Origin of the sequence: Arenibacter hampyeongensis (genome assembly GCF_002909255.1) — a bacterium.
Lineage (GTDB): Bacteria > Bacteroidota > Bacteroidia > Flavobacteriales > Flavobacteriaceae > Arenibacter > Arenibacter hampyeongensis.
In genome coordinates this window covers 202296-229185 of record NZ_PIOB01000002.1, presented here as the reverse complement: position 1 = coordinate 229185, position 26890 = coordinate 202296, and the positions used below count along the sequence as shown (strand labels likewise).

Annotated in this window: 19 protein-coding genes; 4 read left to right on the top strand and 15 right to left on the bottom strand. The window is 38.7% G+C overall.

Annotation, left to right across the window (positions count from 1 at the left end; translation table 11 throughout):
* Positions 1 to 12: 12 nt before the first annotated feature.
* The 3 genes from CWD91_RS05925 to CWD91_RS05905 form a co-directional block, all read right to left on the bottom strand.
* The gene (locus tag CWD91_RS05925; RefSeq protein WP_103440063.1) at positions 13 to 1017 is read right to left on the bottom strand and encodes a zinc-dependent alcohol dehydrogenase family protein; all 1005 of its coding nucleotides are present in this window, start codon (positions 1015 to 1017) and stop codon (positions 13 to 15) included.
* A gap of 726 nt (positions 1018 to 1743) precedes the next feature.
* A complete protein-coding gene (locus CWD91_RS05910) occupies positions 1744 to 2526 on the bottom strand; it encodes an SDR family oxidoreductase (RefSeq protein WP_103440061.1) in 783 nt (260 codons plus the stop codon).
* A 13-nt stretch (positions 2527 to 2539) separates the two neighbouring features.
* Positions 2540 to 3664, bottom strand: a complete 1125-nt coding sequence (locus CWD91_RS05905; protein WP_103440060.1) for an adenylate/guanylate cyclase domain-containing protein — start codon at positions 3662 to 3664, stop codon at positions 2540 to 2542.
* A gap of 791 nt (positions 3665 to 4455) precedes the next feature.
* Here CWD91_RS05905 and CWD91_RS05900 point away from each other — a divergent pair.
* Positions 4456 to 7527 (top strand): ligand-binding sensor domain-containing protein, encoded by a 3072-nt coding sequence (locus CWD91_RS05900; protein ID WP_103440059.1) that lies wholly within the window; start codon positions 4456 to 4458, stop codon positions 7525 to 7527.
* A gap of 54 nt (positions 7528 to 7581) precedes the next feature.
* Here the strand turns inward: CWD91_RS05900 and CWD91_RS05895 are convergent, their stop codons facing one another.
* The 4 genes from CWD91_RS05895 to CWD91_RS05880 form a co-directional block, all read right to left on the bottom strand.
* The gene (locus CWD91_RS05895) at positions 7582 to 8346 is read right to left on the bottom strand and encodes a LytR/AlgR family response regulator transcription factor (protein ID WP_103440058.1); all 765 of its coding nucleotides are present in this window, start codon (positions 8344 to 8346) and stop codon (positions 7582 to 7584) included.
* 147 nt (positions 8347 to 8493) lie between these two features.
* A complete protein-coding gene (locus tag CWD91_RS05890) occupies positions 8494 to 9546 on the bottom strand; it encodes a sensor histidine kinase (protein ID WP_103440057.1) in 1053 nt (350 codons plus the stop codon).
* On the bottom strand, positions 9543 to 10604 hold the full coding sequence (locus CWD91_RS05885; RefSeq protein ID WP_103440056.1) for a sensor histidine kinase: 1062 nt from the start codon (positions 10602 to 10604) through the stop codon (positions 9543 to 9545). The genes CWD91_RS05890 and CWD91_RS05885 overlap by 4 nt, the downstream gene beginning before the upstream one ends.
* A gap of 245 nt (positions 10605 to 10849) precedes the next feature.
* On the bottom strand, positions 10850 to 11476 hold the full coding sequence (locus tag CWD91_RS05880; protein WP_103440055.1) for a c-type cytochrome: 627 nt from the start codon (positions 11474 to 11476) through the stop codon (positions 10850 to 10852).
* 470 nt (positions 11477 to 11946) lie between these two features.
* Between CWD91_RS05880 and CWD91_RS05870 the strand changes: the two genes are divergently transcribed.
* Together CWD91_RS05870 and CWD91_RS05865 are read left to right on the top strand one after the other, a co-directional pair.
* Positions 11947 to 12114: a lmo0937 family membrane protein gene (locus CWD91_RS05870; RefSeq protein WP_103440053.1), complete on the top strand. Its 168-nt coding sequence runs from the start codon at positions 11947 to 11949 to the stop codon at positions 12112 to 12114.
* A 290-nt stretch (positions 12115 to 12404) separates the two neighbouring features.
* Positions 12405 to 13427: an AI-2E family transporter gene (locus CWD91_RS05865; protein WP_103440052.1), complete on the top strand. Its 1023-nt coding sequence runs from the start codon at positions 12405 to 12407 to the stop codon at positions 13425 to 13427.
* A 360-nt stretch (positions 13428 to 13787) separates the two neighbouring features.
* On the opposite strand, the gene CWD91_RS05860 is transcribed toward CWD91_RS05865, so the two are convergent.
* From CWD91_RS05860 to CWD91_RS05850, 3 genes are all read right to left on the bottom strand, one after another.
* On the bottom strand, positions 13788 to 13973 hold the full coding sequence (locus CWD91_RS05860; protein ID WP_103440051.1) for a CsbD family protein: 186 nt from the start codon (positions 13971 to 13973) through the stop codon (positions 13788 to 13790).
* 184 nt (positions 13974 to 14157) lie between these two features.
* A complete protein-coding gene (tamL, locus tag CWD91_RS05855) occupies positions 14158 to 16470 on the bottom strand; it encodes a translocation and assembly module lipoprotein TamL (protein ID WP_103440050.1) in 2313 nt (770 codons plus the stop codon).
* 7 nt (positions 16471 to 16477) lie between these two features.
* Positions 16478 to 21466 carry a translocation/assembly module TamB domain-containing protein gene (locus CWD91_RS05850; RefSeq protein WP_157943733.1) on the bottom strand — a complete coding sequence of 1663 codons (4989 nt, stop codon included), beginning with the start codon at positions 21464 to 21466 and terminating at the stop codon, positions 16478 to 16480.
* 512 nt (positions 21467 to 21978) lie between these two features.
* Here CWD91_RS05850 and CWD91_RS05845 point away from each other — a divergent pair.
* The gene (locus CWD91_RS05845) at positions 21979 to 22875 is read left to right on the top strand and encodes a DUF808 domain-containing protein (RefSeq protein WP_103440048.1); all 897 of its coding nucleotides are present in this window, start codon (positions 21979 to 21981) and stop codon (positions 22873 to 22875) included.
* A gap of 57 nt (positions 22876 to 22932) precedes the next feature.
* On the opposite strand, the gene CWD91_RS05840 is transcribed toward CWD91_RS05845, so the two are convergent.
* The 5 genes from CWD91_RS05840 to CWD91_RS05820 form a co-directional block, all read right to left on the bottom strand.
* Positions 22933 to 23148, bottom strand: coding sequence for a hypothetical protein (locus CWD91_RS05840; RefSeq protein WP_103440047.1), 216 nt, complete (start codon positions 23146 to 23148; stop codon positions 22933 to 22935).
* A gap of 1 nt (position 23149) precedes the next feature.
* Complete coding sequence (locus tag CWD91_RS05835; RefSeq protein WP_157943732.1) at positions 23150 to 23818, bottom strand: hypothetical protein; 669 nt, start codon at positions 23816 to 23818, stop codon at positions 23150 to 23152.
* A gap of 84 nt (positions 23819 to 23902) precedes the next feature.
* Entirely contained in the window at positions 23903 to 24991 is a 1089-nt protein-coding gene (locus tag CWD91_RS05830) for a hypothetical protein (protein WP_157943731.1), read from the bottom strand.
* Complete coding sequence (locus tag CWD91_RS05825) at positions 24975 to 25520, bottom strand: hypothetical protein (RefSeq protein WP_103440044.1); 546 nt, start codon at positions 25518 to 25520, stop codon at positions 24975 to 24977. Before CWD91_RS05825 ends, CWD91_RS05830 begins: the two co-directional genes overlap by 17 nt.
* On the bottom strand, positions 25520 to 26059 hold the full coding sequence (locus CWD91_RS05820; protein ID WP_157943730.1) for an RNA polymerase sigma factor: 540 nt from the start codon (positions 26057 to 26059) through the stop codon (positions 25520 to 25522). Before CWD91_RS05820 ends, CWD91_RS05825 begins: the two co-directional genes overlap by 1 nt.
* Between the last annotated feature and the right edge of the window lie 831 nt (positions 26060 to 26890).

The window sequence follows — 26890 nt, the reverse complement described above, 5'->3', positions numbered from 1 at the left end:
GTAATTTTAAGTTTAAATTAGTTTAATACAGATTTTCCCAAAATGGCCGCCCTCTTTTAAAAGTAAGAGTGCCTCAGGTACTTTCTCAAATGGAAAAACTGAGTGGATAACTGGTCGGACCTTATGGATATTCATAGCGGTTAACATTCTTCCGTACATTTCACTAGATCCGGTCTCAACGCCTTGTATTCTGGCGGCTTTACCCATGATCATTCCGGTATCGATAAGTCCGTGGGTTCCACCGATTACCCCAACCATGCTTACAATACCCTCACTTTTTATACATTTTAATGATTCCGTTATATGATCTCCCCCGACTACATCAACCACCTGATCTACTCCTTCTCCTTTCGTAATAGTTAATACCTCATTTATCCAATCCTTATTTCTTTTATAATTTATAGTATGGTGGGCACCCAACTGTTTTGCTTTCATTAGTTTTTCATCGTTTCCGGAAGTCACGATGATCCTGTATCCTGCCAATTTGGAAAATTGCAAAGCGAAAAGGGAAACTCCTCCCGTGCCTATGATTAAAATGGTACTTCCTAATTTTAAGGGAGATTGCTCAATTACGGCATTCCATGCAGTAAGTGCAGCAACGGGTAAGGTCGCAGCCTCTTCGTAGGATAGATAGTCGGGAAACCTAGACAGGGCATTTTCCGGGAACGCCACGTATTCTGCCAAAACCCCGTCGACCATGGCACCACCTATTGCACCAACAAGCTTCTGTGGGGATAAGCTTCCTGACTCCCAATTGGGTGTGATCAAGGATGTGACCCGATCGCCCACTTTGAAATTTTTGATGGAGCTCCCGATTTCTACGACCTGGCCGGCACCATCGGAAAGGGGAATTCGATCCTCGGTGGGTTTCCATTGACCTACTCCCTCAGTTACCAATAAATCCCTATAATTCAATGATACCGCATTTATTTTAACGAGTACCTGATTCTTGTTTATTGAAGGTTGGCCTTCCATCACCTGCTGGAGAATGCCATTTATGATTTTATAGGATTTCATCTGAATTATATTGGTATTGCCAATTAGGATGATCTACTTTTTCAAGCCACTCTTCCACGGAGCTTTTGCTTTCCAGGACTGGATTTACTGTCGTTTTGTTACGAGTCAATTCAATCTCTTGGATTTCTAGATGGTTAATTAATTCTTCTATTATTTGGGCAACTGAAATTCTCCTATGGCATTTGTATCGATAAAGATAGGATGAAATTAGCACAGAACTAAGGGTCATGAAAGTGATTGGGGGTGAATTGGCATAAACCCGGATTGAACTGTTTAAACTTTGGCATTAAATGATAAAGGGAATAATTGTCAAGATGGAAAAAGCCTTTTAGATTAAGTATAACATAGACATTCATCTTGAAAATATATTTTTGTCCCATTTGGGAAAATTATAATATTTTCTTTTGGGTTCTCCGGCCCAACCATTAATACCCTTTTTCTTTGGTTATTAACAGGCGTGAATTTACAACGCGGGAAATATAAAGCAAGCAAGAATTCCCGTTGCAATGATTTTGCCTAAATTGACTGAAATTCCGCATATCAAAAGAATCGTCAAAATAAGTTTAACGACCCTTCCGATTTTAAGGCGTTCGTTCTTCGAAATGTCCCACTGATAAGTGGCCCACTTCGTTTTTATTATTTCAGTTTATAAACCCATTCAATCCAGTACATTAAATTTTGGTCAACTCCATGATTTACAGAATCCATTTTTCAAAAAGTCTTCCCTTATATCGTTTTGTTGGCTATAAAATCTGTCCACCTAATACTTCCATACCTATGTTCGGGGCATAAATTAATACCTGATCTAAATATGCCATGAAGCTCATTATCCTCCATGTTGCCGCTAAGTTCAATTACCTTATAGTCCTTTTTTATCTGCTTAAGATAAATTTCGGTCATCACTTTAAGAGATAAGATTTCGGGTCCTCCCAAAGTAACTGTCGAGTTAAGAGGTCCCTTCTCCACCAACTCCATGATGAATTTGGCAGCATCTTTGTGGTCTATGGACTGGAATTCCAACCCTTTGGGAATTTTGAATTCCAAAGACCCTTCATATTGCAGATTATATATCATCTGGTGAAATACGAAGTCATGGAATTGGGTCAACCTTAGAATGGTATATGGAATTTTGGAATTTTCAATGATATTTTCCGCTTTCCTTTTATGGGTGTAGTAGGAAAAGGAACTTTTGTCAACCCCTACAATGGAGATATAAATCATGTGGCGTAAGGAATCCTTGTGGATCGCCCCAATTAAATGTTCCGTACCCTTTACATCTACATTTTCTGAATCCATCGGATTACTTGCACAATGGATAATAACGTCTGTGTTGATATCGGGCAAGCTTTGTTTTTCGGTTAAATCCCCGAAGAGAATAGTGTGGCCGGTCGGGGGAATATAGTTGGTTTTATTGCTCAAAATAGTAGGATGGTATCCATGTCTAACAAGTGCCTGAATAATAACCCTGCCTAAATTTCCCGTTCCCCCGGTTACCAATACTCGATTCATTTCCAAAATATATTTAAATGACCTGTATGGTATTCAAAGCAATTTTTTGCTCCTTGCCCCTTAAACTAATTTCACCCATAGGGATACTTATGTATTTTGCACCTAGTTTCATTAACTGTAATAGGGCAGATGAGACTAGGATTCGGACGTTATAATGATTGCACAGGGCCTGTATGCGTGAGGTGGTGTTTAGAACATCTCCCGAATATACGATGTCTCTTTTGATTACCCCGATCTCTCCGGTAGTTGACTTTCCAAAATGCAGGCCTGCTTTAAAAGTTGGGACGACCCCATATTTTTCCAGATACTTGGATTTTTTTCCCTCGATGGTTTTTTCTATTCGATAAAAGCAGCGGAGTGCATTATTATTTTTTATCCCATTGTCCAAGGACCAAGAAATAACCACCTCGTCGCCAACATACTGATATATCTCGCCTAAACTCCTGATAATTGGTACGGTAATGTCTTTATAGACTTCCTTGAGCATCTCAAAAAACATTTTGCTTTCCATTTTTTCTGCTATCGCTGTAGCCCCCTTGAGATCTAGAAACATGAAGATGCGTTCCTCCTCCCTGGGTCGTCGGTACTTGCCTATAAGAAATTTCCAAAGTACGCCTTGACCGAATTTGTCATTGATTTGCAATACAAATTGTGTGGCGGATACCAAAAGACCCCAAACGGCCATGGTAACAAAGAAGGAAGGGGTGCTTAGATTCGTCATCAAATTCTGAATGGAATTGTCAAAGGCCGAATCCCCTTTCCCTTGCAATTTATAAATGACGAAACCGGATATGAGGATACCAATTAATGCCAGCATTAAATACCAAAGAATAAAATACAGTCCAGAAGCAATTGCACCATATTCAAAATATTTTTGATGGTTGGTCGTATATCGCTTGGATACTAATATAGCCCCCCCAATAATGCCCCCAAAAACACTGATAATCAGGTTGCTTAAAAAGTCGGGCCAAAATTCGAAGGTTCCAGTAAGTTTGTACAAATGAACCAGATCCATAGTGGAATAGTACCTGTAAATATAAAATACGGATTGTACGAAGGCCCAGCACAATGTAATTATCCAGATTTTTTGCATTTCCTTTAACCCTAGTACCGGTGGTTTAAATAATAATTTTCCCATATGTAGCCTCGTTTTATGGATTGATTTTTTAATTAGCGGTTTGGCCAAATAGCTATATGGACCCGCCGAATGACTTTTTATTTCTTAAAATTGGGCCAGTCTTTAAAATAACTGGCCCATATTCCTCAATAGGCATGTTTGGACCTACTATTCTTATTCAAGAATTAGAATTTAAAACGCCTGGTTTCGAACCAATGCACTCTCTTAGAGTTCTTGAAAGTTGAAAACCTCCTCGATTCTGATGGCAGTAGTAATTCTCTTTTAAATGCTCTCATGTTGTTTGTTTTTTAATTGTTTTAAAATTGAGTTTTTGTTAATCCGTGGTAAAAATAATGGCAATCCTAGGGTGCCAAAAGTGAAAGGGGATGAACTGGAAAAAAGATGGTTTGAATTGCTTTTATCCTGAATATTGATGTAATCTTACTTTTGTCTTTTCTCACAATTTTGTTCCATTTTACACCCTTCATTATTAGATAATTTCCTGGTGCCCCAATGATTATATGACAAATGTATGATGATGTATTTTTTTGTTATTTGCTCCAAGGTTTTAAAAATGTACTGAGAAGGTCAACGTAAAAATACCTTGGCAAAATCATAAAAAAAGGCCTGTAAATTTTCAAAGTGCTTGTGGAATCCCATGGCCATCTGCCTTATTGGGTTGCAAATGGAATTTTTAAAATGAAGTTTTTGTGAACTATTTCCGCTGTGGTATTAAATGACATGATTAAGACATTATTTAGGTTTAATAATGGCAGGAGTTCATTAAATTTGTAAACTCTAAATAACTGCATTTGAAAAATATAATTATATATATTTCGATTGCGATTTATGGTTTGGCAGGCATAGCCCAAACGCCTGAACCAAAGCGTTATAATTTTACCCATTATACAGAGGAATCCGGACTACTTTCTTACCAGGTAAATTCTACGGTCCAAGACGATGAAGGCTTTATATGGATCGGCACCAACGAGGGTCTGCAGCGATATGATGGTATTCGCTATAAGAATTTTGTAAAAACGGAGAAGGATACCTCCTCTCTACTGTCAAAGGCAATTCTACAGGTACTTATAGATTCGAACAGCAATTTTTGGGTTCTGACCCAGGATGGCCGTGTTGGGGTTTTTGATACCAAATCGTTCACAATGAAGGAGGCTCACATAAAAGTTAAAAATGAAATTTTTCTAGGTTCGCTAACAATGCCCAAAAAGCTGATAGCCGACGATAATGGCAGTATTTTTTTATTGATTTCGGGGGAGGAACTGTTAACCTATGAAAAGGATAAGCACGAATTCTCGGCTAGCCATAATTTTTTTATACCAAAACCGGATTGGAAAATAATCGATTTTGTACCGCAACCTGGAACCAATAAATATTGGATGTGCCTCTCCGATTACGGACTGGCGGTTTTTGACCGGAACACAGGTCAGCTAAGTCATAACGGCAATAATATTGCCCAGGACAAACTTATCGAGTATTACAAAACCACCACAAACCCGAACAAATTATTTTTTGATGGTCAGGGTCGTGCGTGGCATGTAGGTACAGATGAGGGGTTGCCCTATATATATTGTTATGATCTGAAAAAGGGGAAACCCGTTTTTGACAAATACGGCTTTCTTGAACAAGTGCCCAAATACCATGAAGTACACCAATTCTTAGAACAGCGGGACGGCAGTATATGGATTTCCGGTATAAATATATTTGCGAAATACCTTGAAAAGGAAATGGAATTTCAGCAGGTATATAATGGTTATGTGGACGACCGTAGTATTGAGTTCATTGTAATTACCAGCCTAAATGAAGGGAGGGAGCGCAATATTTGGGTTACAACGGGCAACAACGGAATATTTCGCTTTAACCCGGCCGAAGAATTTTTCAGCAGTATAGAACATACCTCCAAACTTATAGGCAAAATTGGCACCGGGGCCCCTATCACCTTTATGCACGATCTTGACGGCAGTATATTAGTAGGGGTTTGGAACGACCATTTATATCGTTATGATCGTGACTTTAGGCCCGTGCCGCTCAACATAAAGGGATTTTCGCCACATGAACTAACCACAGTTGTCCGTTTATGCCAATCCCGCCAAGATAAAATTATTTGGATGGCCGTTAAGAACGGTATCTATAAGTATGACCAGCAAAAGAGGCAGATACAGTTTTATGAATTGCCAATGTTGAGAAGTAGGATTCGAGAGATTGTAGAAGACAAGGAGGGAAACCTTTGGCTTGGATTACAGGAACACGGTGTTTACAAATGGGATGTTAAAAAAGGCAAAATCGATTTTAAACAGGATATTTCCCATTTTTTGCCGATTCCCGAAGTGCGCGTCAATAAAATAATGGTTGACGGTGCCGGGATGGTATGGGTAGGGACACATACCAAGGGCTTATATGTAATAGATCCCAAAACCAATTCTGTGGCCCTACATTTTTATGATAAGGGAACAAACGGGTTGAAGTTGCCTGATAAAATGGTTTCGACCGTACTCGAATATAATGATAGCCTTGTCGCAATCGGTACCAGTGCCAATGTGTTTCTTTATAATAGGTTATACCAAAAATTATCCGTTCTGGGCCACAATAAGTCCATATCCGGGTTTATTCAATCCATGGAAAAAGACGGGGACGGATATCTTTGGGTATCCTCTACTGCTGGATTGACCCGAGTAAACTTAAATAATAGGGTTTTTGTAAAATTCAATAGGAATGACGGTATCAGAAACGACTTTTTTGTGATTTCGGCCTCCCACGTCCTCCCCGATGGAAGAATGATTTTTGGCGCTTCGGAAAGTATGGTAGTCTTTGATCCGGCCGCCATTAAAATCAATACCAGCTATCCAGTGGTAAATATAACCGATTTCAAGGTAAGCAACCGGTCCTTGTCACTGGATTCCTTATTTAGGTTACCAACAATAGATTTGCGCCACAACCAAAACTCTATTTCCATTGACGTCTCTACCATGTCATACAATACGGCCTATGCTGTTAAATATAAATTGGATGGACTGGATAATGAATGGAAAATAGCGGATATGTCCAAACAGCTTATTTACCCCTATCTGCCACCCGGTTCATATCAGTTTCAGGCCAATTCGGTAAATGCAGAAGGAGAGGAAGGTATAAATCCCTTGGTACTGAACATTTCTGTGGAAACACCATTTTGGAAGACAAAATGGTTTTATGGCTTACTTGCACTAGCCATTGGTTTTATCTTTTTCTGGTTGGATAAAATTAGGATGCAGAGAAAGGAAATGGTTCACAAAATGCGAAGCAATATTGCCACTAGCTTACATGGGGAGGTAAACATGGCATTGAACCAGATCAATATTCTAAGTGAGATGGCCAAAATAAAGGCAAACAGCGATCCACAAAAATCTACGGAATTTATAGATCAGATACATTCCAAGAGCCATAATATGATCATTGCGATGGACGATATGCTTTGGAGCATTTCTCCAGAAAACGACAGTATGGTAAAAACAGTAGAGCGGATGAGGGAGTATATCGATGCCCTAAATAGCCGCCATAATAGTGGGATAGAAATTTTTGTGGACGAGAGGGTAAAATCATTGCAATTGGATATGAAATATAGGCACGAGGCCTTTTTACTGTTTAAAGATAGCATTCTAGGATTGGTAAAAGCTTGTGCTTCAAAATGTATGATACATTTGACAATAGAAAAATCGAACCTTGTCTATACCATGCAATTCAATACGAAATGTTGTGATATTCAGCAGCTGAACAGTCTTAAATATCGTCAAGAACTTGTCCAAAGGGCAGATGCCACCAGTACCATGGTGAGGATGCATATGCTTGATAACAATTCAATATTGGAATTAAAAATACCTATAGTGCGTTAGACAAGGTGCGCTTATGAATTGCAGGGCTGTGGAGCCTTGACGGGGATGATAAGATCATTTACCCATCCATTTTTTAAAGGCGGTTACCTTTTCCCTGCTAACCAAGGCTTGCTTATCTACGGGTGGTTTTAATCCAAGCAACAGTCGGTTCCCAAAGTAATCGTCAATTTTTTCTACACTGTTGACTGAAACATAGAAGGAACGGCTGATGCGAAAATATTTTTCGGGATCCAGCATTTCCTCAAGTTCTTCCATGGTATAATCCACAACGAACATTTGGTTATCGGTCGTTTTAAAAAAGTTAAGCCGCCCATCGCTGAAAAAATAGCAAATTTCCCCAATTTCAATGCTTATCAATTTTTGGCCCTGTTTTACTAGAAAACGTTTGCGAAATTCCTTGGGTTGCAATTTCTGCTGAAGTTCCTTTACCAAATTATCAAAATCGGTACTAAAATGATCCGAGCCCTTTAATCTTCTCAATTTATTTATTGCAGCCTCCAACTCATCTTTTTGAATTGGTTTTAGCAAATAATCCACACTGTTTACTTTAAAGGCCTTTAAGGCAAACTCATCGTAAGATGTGGTGAAGATTACCGGACTTTTTACATCTACTAGATTGAATATTTCAAAACTTTGGCCATCGGCCAACTCAATATCCATCAATATTAATTCTGGAGATGGATTGTCTTTTAGCCATTCCACTGTACTTTTGATACTATCGGTAGTTCCTATGACCTCAATCGACCCGTCTACAGCTTCCAATGTCTTTCGAAGTTTTTTTACAGCTAGGTCCTCGTCCTCAACTAGTAATATTTTCATGTTCTGTAGAATTAAAGAAGGTTATTATAAAATTAGTATAAAACAATATTGCTTTACGGGTAAATTGAATTGATAGGGCAAACGAACCCATGAATTGCGGATTTGCGCAAATGAACTGTCAATTATAATATTTAATATTGTCACTACTCAAATCTTACTAAGCTGTTGGTTCCAAATCAAGGGCAAGACTACTGTAAAATTTTTATCATCCTCCATAACTAGAAAACCCGGCTGTTTTAATAAGGCATACTTTGTTTTTATGTTTTTAAGGCCAACTTTGGTACTGGGCGCTTTTACGGTTAGTGGTTGATGATTGTTACTTACTACAAGCTTGTTTGCTGCGGCTGTAAAAATATCGATGACCAATGGACTGTTTTTCGAAAGTGAATTATGCTTAACAGCATTTTCGACCAGCAGTTGCAGGGTCAAAGATGGCAATAAATAAGAATCGTAACGTTTATCAATCTGTAAATTGAGCTTCACAGCATCGCCGTACCTGGTTTGAAGAAGCTTATAGTATGATTCAATAAATCTGATTTCTTGTGTAACCGTACTTACCCCTTCTTCATTGTTTTTTAGGAGATATCGATACACTTTGCTCAGCTCGTTCAGAAAAACTTCTGCCCGTTTTTTATCAACACCTATTAAGGAAGACAAGGTATTAAGGCAATTGAATAAAAAATGAGGATTTACCTGATTCTTTAGGGTGTCGAAATCCTGATGCACGGCTAGCTCGTTCATTGTTTCCCTTTCACGTGCACTTTGTTTCATCTTTGAAAATACGTAATCGGCTTCGAATAAGGTTTCAAAAATAATGTTTACCCCAACCCCTACGAACAGACCTTTATACAAATCCTCGATTTGCAACTGATAATCCAATATATGAAAATGGTCATAAACAAACAGAATTATTAATATACTGGGGATCATTACAAAAAGGAGCACCAATGCCTTTCCAATTACCCGTTGTCTACTTTGATTAAGTTCAGGGTATTTTTGTTCTATCCAATTTGCATAAAGCACATGTAAATACCATGATGGGATTCCAATCATATAAATTAGTGGTATGGAATAGATCCATACTTTGTAATCTTTCCATAGACGATCGTCAAATAGAATCAAATTAATTATTGCCGAAATCAATGGCATTGAAAACAGGAATGAATACAATTCCAATTTAGGTGGTTTAACAAATTTCATGGTGTTAACTCCATTTTTTCATTGATCAAGGGAATTTTTATTACCCTATTGGTATCCGAGGTTTTATCTATTGAAATCGGCCTGGCAAATAATTCATATTTATTGATCAAATTGTCAAGATCTGCTTCAAAGTCCATAGAGTCCGTAATAAGTTTGGGCTGTATATTATTCTCTATTTCAAGGATGCCAATACCTTTGGATCGGATTGATATTGATAACGGCTCGCTTTTGCAGAGCTTATTTTTAGCGAAGGAATTTTCTATAATCACTTGTAGGGTAAGTGGTGCCAGTAATTTGATTTTATCCGCATCGGCAACATCTATATTCAACTGTAGTCCATCACCGAATCTGGCTTTCAACAAATGCCTATATGAATCAACAAATTTCAATTCGGTTTGTACACTTACCAGTGGTTCATCATCGTTGCGCAGCATGTAACGATACACCTTGCTCATTTCATCCAGGAATTTTTCTGCCCGTTCTTCATCTTCCTGAATTAAACAGGACAAACAATTTAAACTGTTGAATAGGAAATGTGGATTTACCTGACTTTTCAGGCCCTGTAACTGACTTTGCTTGTAGGCTTGGTTTAACCTATCGGTTTCTTTCTGATTTTTTTGCCACTCTTCGTATCGGGAAATCCCCTCCATTAAGAACGTAAGAAAAATATTCATGATGCCCAGTGCCAGGTAGCTCCAGGCAAAGGCATTCTCATTAAACCGGTAATTAAAATAAGGTATGGATTCGAATATATTAAAAAGGGCACCTAAAAATAATCCGGTGGTTATCAAAAAAATAATGATCATTAAGGACAAACGTTTGGGTACTTCCGTCTCTAAAGGAAATCTTTTCTTAAAAATAACGGCAATGGCCCCGCAGCTTACAAAATCCAAACAGAACCACACAAATGATACTATTGTAGCGAATAGGAAATACCCAGGGCTTGAAAAATACTGTGAACCGAAATTGATACAATTGAGTAAAAAGGCAAATATTGGCGATACGAGTAGCATTACCTGGTTATCCAAACTGTTGTATTGTGGTAGCCGAATTTTCATAATACTTCCAAATTCAGGTTTATTATAACTTGACGATTTCTGGTGCCCACTTACTATATAAAGATAGTTATGAATTGGGAAAAGCCATGTATAAATCGTACATCATTTATTTGATACAGTAGGCTAATTATTTTAACTATTATGCCGTAAAATATTTCCCTTTGGGCACATTATTTATGCAAAACCTGTTTCGCCCGGATTGGAAACAGGTTTTGCGCAAAAAAAGGCCCTAATTTTTTCGGTTATTATTTAACGGACTGATCTTGCTTCAAATCTTCCAATGATTTTGGGGCCGGAACTACATTGTATACAGGATTCGTTGTTTTTAGATAATAATAAATCGAGCTTAAATCTTCATCTGTCAAATTTTTATAGAAATACCATGGCATAAGCGGCAACAAATCCCGTGAATTCTCAAGACCCTTGTACTTGCCTTTCCGAATGGCACGGATAAAATTTTCTACCGTCCAATTGCCAATCCCACTTGGGTCACTGGTAATATTGGCCACATAGGTCTGACCCCATGGACCAAGATGACTGGTCCCATCAGGATTAAACATGATCCAACCGTCGGAAATCGATTTCAGGTCTATAGGTGGTACGGTTCCGTCTGATGGAAATCCCGATAAATCAAGTTCGGGAATTATTTCAGGTCCATTGGCACCCATACGCTTTGGAGAATGACAATCGGCGCAGCCAATCGATTTTACCAGATATTCTCCGCGGGCAACCAGTGCGGTTGTATCCTTTTCTGAGGTAGATTCGGTAGTTACGAGATCTACTTCTGGTTTATTTGATTTGCCCATGCATGCCAAAAGGCTTATCAAAATGATACCCGCCACAATCGAAAAACTTGGAATTTTACTGTTCATAATGGAATAGGTTTAAGAGTTAATGGTTTAAACGGGCCTATGAAATAATGTTCCCAACAGCCCGCAAATTACCTGAGTTATTTTTTAAATTAAGCGAAGGTATTTTGTCGTCGTCTGCTTAACAATACAAACATGTATGGATTGAGAAAAAGGCTGTATGAAGTGTACAGAAATGAAGACGGGGGTAAAGGCTTTGGGTTTAGGGTTCATTGGGATTATCCAAATCCTATTTTCGAAAATCAGTGGAAACAAATAATTAAAATCCTTTATGTACTTACCAATTGTAATACTTGTCAAGTACTACTCTTTAATATTTCAATTGATTGCATTAATAAATTTAGCTAATGAATCACCACCTGTCATAACAAGAATATAACTTTATAAGTGTTTATAATAAAGTCTATTGAGACATTTTATCGTGGACAGAAAGGTAATTAAACATAAATTTATAATCACTTAAGTTTAAAATTATGAGAAATATTCTTTGGTTAATCGCTGTAATTAGTATTATCATATGGATGTTGGGTTTTTTCGGTATAGTTGCCGGTATGGGCACCAGTAATTTGATTCATATTCTTTTGGTAATTGCTGTAATTGCCGTTCTTTACAATATCATATCAGGTAGAAAGCCTTTATAAGACTTATATTTTTAGAAGGTTGGGCGAAGAGTGACCCCGCACTCTTCGTATGGCCTATGTTGTATGGTGTTTGGCTTCTATAATTCGAGATTCCCTAATTTGCAAACATCCTCAAATTCCTTGCTGTTATCCGAATATTTTATCTACATTTCACCTCGGTCCAAACCTTATCATTTCATTAGTAAAAATGTCCTCCCTATAATATTTTTAAATTTGCTATTGACGGATTTAATGTCCTTGAAAATTACACCCAATACCCCATTAATATTTTAACCTATGGTAATTGATTTATGAAACCAATTGGATCCAGTATAATTCGCCAACTATTTATTATTTTACTTATCCTACTGCTGGGAGGATTAATATTCCAAGCAATCCTACCTTATTTTACGGGGATTTTGGGAGCTATAACTATTTATGTCCTTTTAAGGGGGCCTATGGCAAACCTTGTAAAAAGGGGGTGGCATCCGGACTTGGCCGCTGCCGTATTGTTGGTGGTTTCCTTTGTGTGCATTTTGTTGCCCATTTCCGGAATCATTGTAATGCTCGGCTCAAAAATAAGCAATGCTGCACAAAATTCCGAGAAGGTAATTTCGGCTTTGAAATCACAGTTGGGTAAATGGGAAAGTCAACTTGGATATGATTTAACGTCCGAAATAGATGCCAGTGCTATCTCTACCTGGCTATCCAAAAACCTACAGGGTTTTGCAGGTGGTACTTTCACTATGTTCATAGCTATAGGAATCATGTATTTCATGCTTTATTATATGTTGACGAATCGGCGTGAATTACGTGAATCATTGTTCAAGTATATTCCCATAAGCAAGGAAAACCTAAAAATAATTGGAGAGGAAGTAAGGGCAATGGTGCGTTCCAATGCCTTAGGTATTCCCTTGGTGGCTTTGGCCCAAGGGGTTGTTGCGCTAATAGGTTTTTTGGTCTTCGGAATTAATTCCCCATTCTTCTGGGCGGTAATTGTTGCCATTGGCTCTATGATTCCTTTTATAGGTTCTTTGTTGGGAATTCTGCCTGTTTTTATTTTATCTCTCTCCTATGGTAGCTCCTTCCAAGCTTGGGGTATCCTCTTGTATGGCTTTATTGTAGTGGGTGCAACAGATAATTTATTTCGACTTTTTATTCTTAAAAAATTGGACAATGTGCACCCTCTAATTACGCTGATAGGTGTAATTATTGGGGTACCCATTTTCGGATTTATAGGACTTATTTTTGGTCCTCTGCTAATTAGTCTTTTCCTAATTATTGTTCGGATGTACAAGAAGGAGTACGCTAAGGACAATAAGGACAGACTTTGATTTTTTCTAATACTGTAATCGCACAGGAACTGTCGCATTTCTGCCTATGGAATAGCTTATAATAAGTTAGGCCCGCCTATGGCGGACAGGGACTGTGGCAGCACCCCTACAGCACCGCTTGGGATATAGCCAAGGGCCCGAACGACCAAAGAGGTAACACCCAAATAATGAGGAGATGCTCAAGGGAAATATGGCATAAACCTATACAGCAAATTCATGTTTTTTCCAATTTCCGGAAAACTCCAGTTTTGTGCTGGACTCAATTTTTATATTTGATTTATTACGCTTCATCTATAAACAAAATGACCCCTACTAAATAGCAGGGGTTATAGTAATGAAATTTAAATTTTGTGCTCGAGGCTACATATTGTCAATCTCTTCTTTTAATTGTTCTTTTCTTTTTCCGGTCTTCTCTTGTAACCGGCCTAACAATTCATCGAACTTACCTTCTGAATAAGTTAGGTCATTATCGGTAAGATCACCGTATTTCTGTTTGAACTTACCTTTGACTTGTTTCCATTTTCCCTCCAATTGATCACTGTTCATAGTCTTGTTTATTTAAAGTCTGCACCGAAAGGCAGACGGGTTAATAATTTGTCTTTAATAAAATTAGACCTAAATTCCACTAGCTAATAATTCAAAAGATTACATTTTTGACCCATTTAATTTGGTTGTAAAACTTTATGATTTTCTTAATAAAACAAGAGCGGTTTTTTAGTTTTAAGAGCCATTAAAAGGGATAACCGATGGCAAAATTGAAGATAAGATTGCCACTGCCGCCATCAAAAAAGGGAATTCTGATGCGTTCTCCTTCAGGCAGGTATGGGACTTGTAAAGGGGAAGCAAAATCGAAGCGCAAGACAAAACTTTGGATATCAACCCTAAGGCCCAAGCCCACTCCAATACCCAATTCCTTGGCCCAATTGGAGCTAAATTTTCCTTTGGCAAGCAATTCTTCGTTAAATTCACGACTGGCTGCAGGTTCATCTTCCGCAATTACAATGTCATTGGTCAACCATACGTTACCGGCATCCGCGAAAACGGCGCCCTTTAGGTAAGACCATATTGGAAATCTATATTCCAAATTGCCTTCCAATCGTAGATTTCCCGATTGGTCGAAAAAAGAAGATGTGCCATTTTCAGTGGAACTAAATGTTCCTGGCCCCAGAGACCGTATTTTAAATGCCCTTACACTATAGGGACCTCCTGAAAAAAATTGTTTTACAAAGGGTAGGGTGGAGGAGTTGCCATATGGAATGCCCCATCCTGCATAAAGTCTGGTTACAAGGGCTTGTTCCCTGCCCCATTTTATATAATAGCGAAAATCGATATCGGCCTTGGCATATTGTGCATATTCCAATCCAAAAACCGTTTTATCGGACCCACCAATAAGCTGCAGCGTGTTACCGGCTATATCCAGGCCTGCGGAAACAAACAAGGGGTGATTGTTATTCACATCTACCAGTTCGTTGTAGGTAAAGGTATAGTTGAGTCCAGCGATGAATTGCTGGTCGAAACTTTGTTTTAAGAACGGATTTTTATCCAAAATGGCCGTAAATTCTTCAGTGGTATTGGATAGGTTTACGTAATTGATGCTAATAGGGTTAAGCTCGTGGTATACAAACCTATTGGCATTCCAGGTATAACCAAAGGAGGCGTTGAACGAATTTAGGGTATAAAGTTTAGTGCGTTTTAAGAAATCGGTTCCCAAGCTAATTTTGGTCTTGGGTACGGCGTACTTAAATTGTTCGGGGGAAAAAGGTACTAACCTAGGGATGATCAAATCGGTTTTCAGACCTCCCGCTATACTGCTAAGGCCAGTTCCTTTACCTCCGGAAAGCTGGGTTTCATACGCAAAATTACCCGTTATGCTCAAGGTTTCCCCTCCCTTAAAAAGGTTTCTGTTGTTATAAGTGAGCGATATTCCCGGCCCGGCAAAACCGTTCGATTTTGTTACCGCCTGTAATTGCGCCCGTACAGACCTTTTGGTAAGTGGGGAAAGTAAAATATCGGCGTACAACGAGGCTGTACTATCTACTTCCAAACTGTCCTTTTCATTAAACCGAATATTTACATACTTATAGTTTCCTAAGGCCGAAAGTCTATTGCTGGTTAACCTGGCCGTTTCCGAATTATACTTCTGATCTACCCCAAACAATATATAGGGTTCCATTTTCTTAGGTTTAAAGAATTCCTTTTCCTGAATAAAACTAATGCCGTTGATGACTGTTTTACTGGTGTCGGCCTCTTTTTCAGTTTCAACGGAGAAGTTGGGGTAAACTGAGATGGAATCAATGGTATAGGGAATCACCGTTTTTTTTGGGAGATTTCTTTTCAAACGTAGAAAGAGGTCGTACTTTTTGTTGTCATAACGATTGGTATCGGCCTCAAAAATCAAAAAATCTGGATTAAAATTGTAATACCCTCTTTGCTTAAGTTCATGGTCTATCCGTTCCCTTTCAAATTTCATTAGTTCCAGATCAAAACGGTCTCCAAGCTTAATTTCTGTTTCCTCCAAAGCTTTTTCAATTTCGGCATAGATGGGCAGCGAGTCTTTATCCAACTCAAATTTTTCCAGGGTATATGGTTTTGGCAAGTTTAAGTTGTACTTAATGGCAGCGTGTTTTTGTGTACTGTCCACTTCAGAGGTTACTTGGCTATAGAAAAACCCGCGATTGTCAAGTCTGTTCAGCATTAGTTGTTTTACTCGCTGCGGATTTACATCGGAGAGATAAACTGGTTCTTCCCCAATCTTTTTATTGAGCCATCGGTTTAAAAAACCAGGTCTCTCCTTTTGTGCTTTGTAATGAAAATACAGGCCCGGTCGCATTCCCAAAAATTGGGAATTGGGCTCCGGTACCACTAAGGTGTACAATTCTTGCGTTACTTTTTTTTGGTGCTTTACTTCGTTGTCAAACGCAACATTGATCTTTGAACCGGTATATAAAGTCTCGCCCTCAGGGATGAATTTCCCAATACTGCAGGAATATATACATACTAGAATTAGCAAAGTTAAAATAGTCCGATATGTATTTGTTGCCATCAAACTTTTATTCTTTTTTTTGAACTTCTTTGTCTTTTTCTTCAGCCGTTTTGACTTCCTTTAAAGGATTGAACAATTGACTAAATCTATTAAATTCCCTGTTGAAGATCAGGGCTACACCAGTTACGATCAATTGTCCGTCTATGATGTTTTCGAATTCGTTCTTTCTAAACCCCCTTAGTCTATAACGGCCATCTTTTGTGAGCAGGTATTCTAGGCTTACATTACCGATTATTGGGGTTTCCTCTTGCCCAGGCTGTGCACTGCCTTCAACATCAACGGCACTCCCTGCAGTTACGATCAAACGGTCGTTGAACAATTTTTTCTTGGCGTTGATGTTCAGTTGGGTCCGGTCTTGGGGACTTTCACCCTGGTAATCGGTAAAGCTGTCCAAATCAAAATCTACCTCGAACCCGGATTGCCCAAAAACCCTGTCCGAAAATGCGTTCAGTTCCCCTGCCAATACTTTGTTTACATTGTCCCTTGCAATGGCCGCAGTACCACCAATGCTTCCGTCACTGCCGGAATCTGGATAAAAACGATTAAGTGCCAACAAGGAAAATACCTGTTTGTTAAGTTCAGCCTCTTGTTGGTTCAATTGTTGAACCCTTCCATAGACCGCACCACCCAAGGATCCCTGTTCGTCTTCTGGCATATCCAGTCCGAAGGACAATTTTGGTTCCAGCAGTTCTCCATCTACATTAAGATAAACCAAAAATGGTAGTACTTGTCGGTATTTGCCGGTTAGGCTATTGTCCTCACTGGAAACCACAGACGACATTAGAGGGGCAGCAGAAGTTTCTACCTTATAAGTTGCAGTAACATCCAACTTGGCATTGGAGGGGTCTCCCTGCCAAGTTATGGTGCTGTTAGGATTTATCTGGAACCTTCGTTTTACAAGGTTGTACAAATTGGTCTCGTAATGACCGGAGTTAAGTTCGTATCGCCCTGTGAGCTGCATCCTTCCGTTGGGCTCTACATTAAGATTAAGGGAGGCGTCCCCAGAAACTCGAAGGTTATCACCTGTACGTTTATCTATAATGATATTAAAATTGGAATCATCGGCTATCTCCAAAATGGCTTTGACATCCATGCCCCTAAAGAAGGCTGCTGTTTCTTCATTATCATTTCTAGTAAGTATGGCATTGGGGTTTTCACGGTTCACAAAAAGGACCACCCCCTCACGTTCTTCAACATCCAATATAGATTCCGGGACAACGTAAGTTACATCGGTACCCGCGCGTACACGAATTTTTCCTTCTATTATAGGTAGGTTTAAATCTCCCTTCACCTTAAGGTCAAGATCAAAACTGGCCTTCCCATAGAATAATTCGTTGTCTTTCTCTGTAGAGTTCAGGAACTGAAATTGGTTGGCATTTAGTCTAAGGTCCAATTTTGGGTTCAATAATTCCTCGGTAGCAATGGAACCGTCCATTTTAAAACCGTTGCCATTGACATCGGTAATCTGAAAATTATCCAAATACAATCCGTTTGTATCAATCTTTAATGTTTCATCAAAAATTTTAAAAACGGAATTCAGACTGGCGACATTAAAATCGGTTTCATTAAAGTTGATGGATCCTGTATAAACCGGGGATGTGGTGGTGCCCGAAACATCTATTTTCCCGGAAAGATAACCGTGGGTATCTTTCAAGGTCCCAAAGAGAAAATCCTCAATAACCTTAAGGTCTATTCGGTTTATGTCCAGATCAAGATTCAGTTTGGCCCCTGTTTCTGCAGCGGCGTAGTCCCCTTTTAAATCTATGTCCGTCCCATCTCCTTTCAGGGCTAGATTAAAATCATAGGCATTGCTGGTTTTGGAAGTTGCCTTTAAGGACAAGTTACCTAAGGGGTGTTGCATTATCTCAAAACCGTTAATTTTATAATCGGCCACTATTCCTGTTGCTCCGAAGGGATTTTCCAAAATCAAATTTCCGTTAACCAAGCCAGAGGCCAAGGGAGAATCTGGGTTGAACAGACTTAGAAAGGTTTGTAACCTAAATTGGTCGAAGTTTATGGCCAGATGTTCTTCCCCTGAATCGGAAACGGAATTGCTTAGGCTAAGTTGTTGGGAATTTCTTGTCAAATTTAGGTTCTTAAAACTAAGGTGGTTTGGGGCAAAACTTATCCGGTTATCTTCAGGTATATTCCATTCCTTTTTGTTGAACAAAAGTCCATCGGGATTAATTTGGAGCAAGGTGGTATCTCTGGCCAAAATCATTTTTGAGGCGATAAACAATACTTTTTCTTTTTCGTCCCATGAACTGAAATCCAACAACAATTCCTTGTTTTTAAGGGTACCCTCTAAATAGGTTCTTTTAATATGCACCGGATCCGCAATGAGGTTAATAATACCAGCGGTGAAATTGAGGTTGGTGGAATCGCCAATTGCCGAGAGGTTCAAACTATCCAGTGTAATTCCCTTATACTTGGCTGAGGGCACCTTTAATTCGGCATTAATATTTTTGGTGGCCGCATCAAAACTGGCTCTGACAATAATGGAATCCATCTGCTCCAAATCCCTAAGGAATACCTCTGTAATAAGGGCATTGGGATGTATATTAAGATTCATTTCAAGCTTTACGGAATCGTTCGGGGTTGGTTCTGTCAATGTATTTTCAAAGTAGCTCTTGAATTGTTTGGTCAGAGCGGTATTGATTCCCACAGGTGAAGAGTTGGATTTTAATCCGCCGTTCAGAAAATCGCTTTGGATGATAACTTCGGTACTAAGAGTGTCTATCTTGGATTTTATTAGCATGTGGCCCATTTGGTACTGCTGATCATCATATACTGCTACACCATTGTTTATCCGGACATTCAATCCATAAGTATTCAGGTTCCCGTCAAAATTGGCTTCCAAATCCAGTCCGGCCCTGATGTTCGCCTTCGTGAGACCTAGGGCTTGTAGGTCGGCGCCGATAACATTAAGGTTTAGCTTAATTTTTGAGGAGATGGAATCCAGTATCAAAGCTGTGTTCGATTCGAAATTTAGGTTCTTGTCCTTAAACTTTAGGTCAATATCGCCTTTCCCGTTTTGGATTTTTCCTTTTAAACCAAGATTTGAAAAGTCATACTTTTTAAGTTCCAATTGAGTAAAATCGGATTCAAAAACAGCATTTAGTGTTTTAAGGCTATTACCATTGCCAGAGCCCTTGATCTTAAAGGTCAAGAGTCCCAACTGCTCATTTCTTAACAACTTGCCTAGTTGCAGGCTGTCTACTTGGAGATTTCCATCGAAGTTGATTTGGCCAATGTTGGTATAGTTACCTTTAAGTAGGGCAGCACCTTCCGGTATTTTCAGGGAAGCTTCCCCCGAGATATTTTTTAGATTACCATGGGTTTTGGCTTGGACCAAAATGGTCTGGGGAATTTCAATGTCCAATTCCTTTTCCGAAACAAATTGTTGCAGATCCTCCCGGATCGTAGTTGCCTTAAGGATAGGGAAATCAAAGCTTAGTGAATCCGTTTCCATTATGTTGGATACGGTTCCTTCGGCCACCAATGAACTGTTGCCCCAGCTAAATAGTAGATTTCGGATGTCAATACGGTCAAGTATCCCATTGGCCTCTAAATTCCCTGTCAATGGGTGCTGCTGGGCGGCAGCAAAATATTTGTTCTCGTTTAATTTAGGTTGAAAAAAAAGGACCTCTTCCAGTGCAAGATGTAGCTCTGACATTTGTAGGTCCATTTTGGTTTTCCTTGGGGAATGGATCAATTGGTTTAGGGATCGATAATTCATTTTCAAGTCGGCTGTCAACCAACTTGAATTGGTCTTTAATAGCAATCCCGTGAGCGTTGCGGAGCTGTCGTCCAGTTTGGCCTCGAAAACAAGATTTTGTAACTGAATGCCACTTTTTTCAACAAAGGACAATTGATCTAAATTCAAGCTACCATTTTTAGGGTGGTAGTTGAGGTCGTTGGCCTCTAAATTAAGTTTTGAAAGGATAATATCGTTAGGATTGAATTGACCCTCTGTTATTGTTTTATTATTAGAACGGTATATGAAAGAATTATTGCTAAGGATGATGTTATCGGCCACTAAAAAAAGATCTGGCCAGGAAAATTCAATATTTTCTACTGTATTACTGGTAGTATCCTTAGGGGTATGTCCCCTTTCTTGTATATTTAAGGAAATGTCCGAATCTTTTAGGGAAAGTAACCCTATTTCCAGTTCTTTCTTGCTTAAATCGGCCTTGGGCAGTTCCAATTCAAAATCACCTAGGAATGCATTGGCCAGCACACCATCGGGAATTGAGTTATAATTGGCCCGTACATTTTTTAGTTTTAGATGGTTGACGACTAAAAAAGGCAGTAGTGTTTGAGCGTCGTCTTCAGGAACAACGGTCTTGGTTTGTTTGTATGTAATGTTCGTGTCCGAGAGCTCAAAATCCTCTAGGTCGAACAGCATGGTCTCCAAGTCTACAGTATTGGATTTTAAATATAGTTGCCCCAAAACAAGCCTGCTTTCCACGCCTGAGTACGCATCAACGTAATCGATTTCAAAGTTGGATAAATCAAGCGATCCAACATTGATTATCATAGGTTCCACTTCCGAGGGTGGGGGAGTTGTATCACTGGTAGCGAAGGCCTCCAGTATAAAATCAAAATTGAATTTGCCCGAATCCTCGCTCTTGGATATATATGCCCTTAAGCCTTCCCATTCCACAGATTTGAGGTTCAGTTTATTACCAAACAGCAAGGGAGTAAGCGGTACGTTGGCTTCAAGGTTTTTTGAATACAGTAAGGTATCCCCTTTTTGGTCCTCCAAATACAGGCCTTCCAAAAATGCATTCCCGGAAAAAGTTATAAAAAGTCGGTCTATTTCAACTTTGGTGTTGGTCTTATTGGCAACATAAGCAGTGACTTTGGTAACAATTATATTTTGTCCCCAAGGGCTTCTAACGAAAAGTACCAAAACGACAAACAATATTGCCAATACCAAAATAGTTTTGGCGATGCCCTTGAGAAAGCGATATGTAAATTTGTTCTTTTCCATTTGTTGCCAGCCAAAGATCATCAATAATGCAATAGTAAATGAGCTTTTACCAATCTTAAACTAACTTATTAAATAAAACAAAAAGGTGAAGGGTATTTGTCCAAATATATTGGACCATAATAGGCAGGTTTGTTCCTGTTTTGGCCCACGCGGAGTCTAGATGGAAAATGGAGCCTAGTTAGGTTTGTGGATTTAAGGCTTATATTTTTTAGTAAAAGGACCTATTCCTGTAATTAACTTGAGCTTGATTGATTTTTAATTATTGATGGAATGTTTTAGGTAATGCGGCCCCGGCCAGCCTACCTTCGGCTAGACAGGCTCGAGGAGACAGAATTATTGACTTTAATTAGATAATTATCAGTTGGATGAAGTTTATTTAAGTCGAACCCATCTTAATTAAAATGTATGTATGGGAATTATAAAATATATTTGCAGCCATGGAGCGGTAGCATGGGGGTGAAAAAAATAATAGTAGAAAAAACAGTATAAATTAATAAAGGAAGTGTAATTATATGGCATCAGGATTTTTTGCTTTACTGGACGATATTGCTAGTTTAATGGATGACGTAGGGGCAATGACTAAAATCGCGGGTAAAAAAACGGCCGGCATTTTGGGGGATGATCTGGCGGTTAATGCCGAAAAGGCTTCCGGTTTTGTATCCTCACGTGAAATTCCAGTATTGTGGGCCATTACAAAAGGGTCAATACTGAACAAGTTGATCATTCTTCCCATTGCTTTTCTGCTCAGTGCCTTTTTGCCAGTGGCGGTCACGGTAATATTGGTATTGGGCGGACTTTATCTGGCGTATGAGGGGGCAGAGAAGATTTATGAATTTGTTGTGCCCCACAAACACCCAAAAGCGGAGCAAATAAAGACCTATTTAACCAAAAAAGAAATCCTGCTTTTGGAAAAGGAAAAAATTAAGTCGGCCATTCTAACCGATTTCATTCTCTCCGTTGAAATAGTGATCATAGCCCTAGGTACGGTGGTTCTGGAGCCCATTTGGACCCAGGTAATGGTAGTTTCCATTATAGCCCTGGTGGCCACTGCGGGAGTTTATGGAATTGTGGCGCTTATAGTTAGGATGGACGACTTTGGACTAAAGCTTATAGAGCTCAATGGTAGGAAACACAGTATATCGGATTATATTGGCAGGTTTTTAGTTGGGGCGCTGCCGTGGGTAATTAAAAGTTTATCGGTAATAGGAACCATTGCCTTAGTTCTGGTGGCCGGAGGGATTTTTGTACATAACCTAGAATTTCTTCATCATTGGCTAGAGGCATTGCCGGCAATAGTGGGGGAATTTTTGGCCGGTCTGGTTATAGGCTTCCTTTGTTTATTGGTGGTAATGGTATTTAAGAAGGTTTTAGCCATGATATGGCCGAACCGCAAAACCGACAACAAATGAATACTTGTTCGTACACGTTTTAGAACTAGGAAGAAGCCTTTTATCAATTAATAATAATTAATCCAAATTGGATTGCAGCGCTAAGTTATTTCTTAGTTCCATGTCCGATATCCATTGGAAATTTATCGGATGCCATTGGTCTTTGAGGGTTTTTCCATTAGAGGATTCGACCATATTTCTTTTTAGGAAAACTTGATTGTTCTCAGAAAATACATGTTGGGTCTCAATAACATCATGGCAGATGCAGCAAATGCTTTTAGTTATATTTTTCATGTTATATATTCTTTTTATACCTATTCCTTCCCATATTAAAAATGCCTACTTTGACTCCTATTCCTGCGGAAAAGCCGTTTATGTCCTTAATGGGGGCAAAGCTCTTGGCATCGTTGAATTTATTTGAAAATCGATACTTTACTCCAGCTTCCAACTGTAGATACCTGGAAATGTTGAACAAGGCGTTGATCCCAGGTTCAACTATAAAAAAGGCCTGCGCGTTATCTTCAAATTCATCCTCGTCAAAATCATGGTTACTATAATTGTCATCTATATAACCCATGCCCCCAGCTCCTATCAATACCGGAAATGAGAGGTTTACGAGGTTTTTACTAAAAAAAATTGGTTCTAAATGTAGCCCACCATAAGCGCCAATAAGATCTTCATCGTACATGGAAAGACCCCTATAAATATTCTGATCCGAATAGAAGAAGGTGCCCACAAAACCTATTTCAAATTGTTGGTTGGCCACATATGCGACTTGCAAACTTGTGAAGTAGGTGTCCTTATCCTCAATGTCTCCATAGTGGGTTGTTAGACCTAGGTAGACCCCATGCACTACATTATTTCGATCATTAAACTCCACATAATCGCCAGAAGTGTCCTGGGCAAAGGTTGGAATAGTGAACCCCAATAAAAGGGGAAGTAAAATTGCTGTGTTTAATTTCATGCTCTTTGATTTTTGATTGATGATGTTATAGTAGACAACAAACTCTGTAAAAAGTTGCATTTTTTTTACTTTTTTTTATTTAAATTAAAGTTCCTTTAAAAGTATTACCCCTTTTTCACCTGTAATTGAAATGGAACCCTGTTTGGAATTGCCGTAAGTAGCCTTTATATCACGTATTCTTTTTCCCTTATCTATCATTTGGGTTTCTACATTTTCGAAGGTTTTAGGAAGACGCAACAGTCCTTCTTCCAAGGTTGCATTAAACCTAAAGGAGAAGTCCTGAACATTAAGAACAATTTCCGAGGATTGTTGATGAATGTTAATTTTGGCATCGGCACTATGAATGGTGGATACTTTGAATTCTGCAATTTTCATGACCAGATCAATTTCATTATCTAAATTCGCCAATGCCACATTAGAGAATTCCAGTTCCCCATGTATGGCTTCAACTTCATTGATGGTAATTTCATCCTTGCTGGAATAGATTTCCAAGGAGGTAATTTCCTCTAAATCTATTGTAGAACCGCTGCTGGTCAATCTTAAGTCTTTGGATTTACCAAGGGACAAATTGCCATTTTTTATGTTTATACTACCAAAGTTTATGTTTTTGGCCTTGAGCTTGCCGAATTTTAAGAGGATGTCAGCGTTTTTAAGGTTTTTGTTGATCCAAATATCGCCATGCTGTACGTCTATCTTTAATTTACCGGTCCAATCCTCTAGAATGACGTCGCCAAACTTATTATTGATGTCCACCACCGCATTGGCGGGTAAATAAATGGAGTAATTTATCTGTATATTGCTTCGGTCAAAATCGAACGGATTCGCCTTGTTGAAATACTCGGCTAAAAAACCTTTGTTTTTTTCTGCAATTTCCGAACTAATAGTCACAAAATCGGATATGGATTTAATTCTAGGCTCAATACGATCCAATAGGTTTTGTGCGTTCTCCCTTTTTTTATGAGTAGTAGTAATATCTACAGTAATCGAAATATTATTCTTGGACCACCCGTGGATAGTTATGTTGCCATATTTGTTGTCCACTTGGAGTTCTCCGGCATTGGACATTTCAAAAGTCTCCGATATGGTTTTAGATACTTTTTCCTGGGCTAGCATTAAATTGGCCATAAGGACCATGGCTAGAAATAATAGCGAGTTTTTATAAGGTGTATCCATAATCGTCATTTATCATTTTTGAATCATTTATTTGCCTCAATAAGTTTTCGATGAGTTCTATCCTTTTTTTGTAATTGCCAATAATAGCTTCCAAGACCCTTTCGTTGCCGAGGTTTTTTTCCATTTCCAATTTTAAAACTCCGTATTCTTCATCCAATTCGTCCATGAACGATAGAAATTCATTTTTGTCTTCTTGTGATAAGTCGGGATGATTTTTTACTAATTGTACTTGATGTTGTACCAAGTTGCTATAATGCATATCAATATCCAGGAGTTCTTGGGAGACAACGTTGTTCTGCGAGCCGGACTGCTGTCCGCCATACACTGTAATACCGATTAGGATAGACAAAAGCAAGACCAACACAATACTGGCTGCAACACGAAATAACGGGGATTTCCACAACGGAACTACCTTTGGGTTCGTATTGGACAGTTCGGATTCAATTTTGGCCCACATTTTAGATCTGTCTGCCTTGTGTTCATCGAACAATGCCTTGTTGTCCCTTATATGTTTTTCAAAATAGTCCATTACATTTCTTTTATAATTTCAAGTAACTTTTTCTTAGCCCTGTGATACTGGGATTTAGAGGTGGATTTTGATATTTCCAGTACTTCCCCAATTTCTTCATGATCGTATCCTTCGATCAAGTATAGGTGTATAATCTGCTGGTAACCCGGTGGAAGCTGTTTAATGCCTCTTTTTACTTTTTCTATATCTATGTCCTTTATGTTTTCAATAGGTTCTTCAGTGAGATGATATTCATGGTCAATTATTGGCACTAAGGGAATTCGTTTTAGTTTTAAATGGTTAATACTTTTATTGATTACAATTCTTTTTAGCCAAGAACCAAATGTGCTCTCATATCTAAAATTCCCCAAATTCTTGAATGCTTCAACAAAACTGTCCTGAACGGTATCTTCAGCATCTTCCTTACTGCACAACATCCTCATACTAACATTGTACATAGCATCTACATACTGTTCATACAATTGAAACTGTGAGTTTCGGTCGCCCAACTTGCTCTTTTCAACAAGTTCCTGGTGTGTAAAACGGATATTGGTTTTCAACTAAAAAAATGGTTTTAACGGTCCAATCAGGGGGGATTTCAAAATAATAGACAAACAATAGTGGAAAAAGTTGCATCTAAACAGAAAAATATTTTTGGACACTTTAATTTCACCCATACTCCTTTACTCCAAAAGCCACTAAATAGGGCAAGTTTTAGCGGAATAAACTTGGCAGCTGAAAATTGAAATAATTTTTTTTATGGAAGATATGCAACCTTTATTTTTTTCGGATGTCAATAGGCCATATCATAAACATGAATATCAAAAATTGAAATCAAGAAATCAAAATAGAGAATTGGGATCCTTTATTGAGGGGGGCAGTTTATTATTTTTTAGGTGGTTGGCAATAGAAAGTGTTATTGCCAAAATTACAAGTAGGCCTAGGAAAGATATAGCGCATCTATATTCTGGAAACGGATATTCCCATAGAGGCTGTTGGTCCACATTACTAAATTCCAACATAGCCTCTAGCCGAATTGCAAATCCCAATGAAACACTATTCTCAAAATAAGGTTCGGATTTTCATTACGGAACGTTTGAAAGGAAATGAATGCACAATTTTGCCGAGGAATTATGGGAAGAATCTTGTCAGTACCTAATGGAACCAACGGTTTATTGGGTTGGCCTTACCAGGGAAAAGATGATGTAGGCACATACCTATTTGGTAATATGGATTAAGTAAGAACAAAAAAAATAAATTTTAACCACTGTAAGTATAAAGCAAATTAGATGTAGCAAAAATTATCGAGTAATCAGCAGAGGTACCCAATACACTTAGTAGGTTTATTCATCAATCAAAACTACAAGGTAACGGCATAGGGCTGTCTTAGG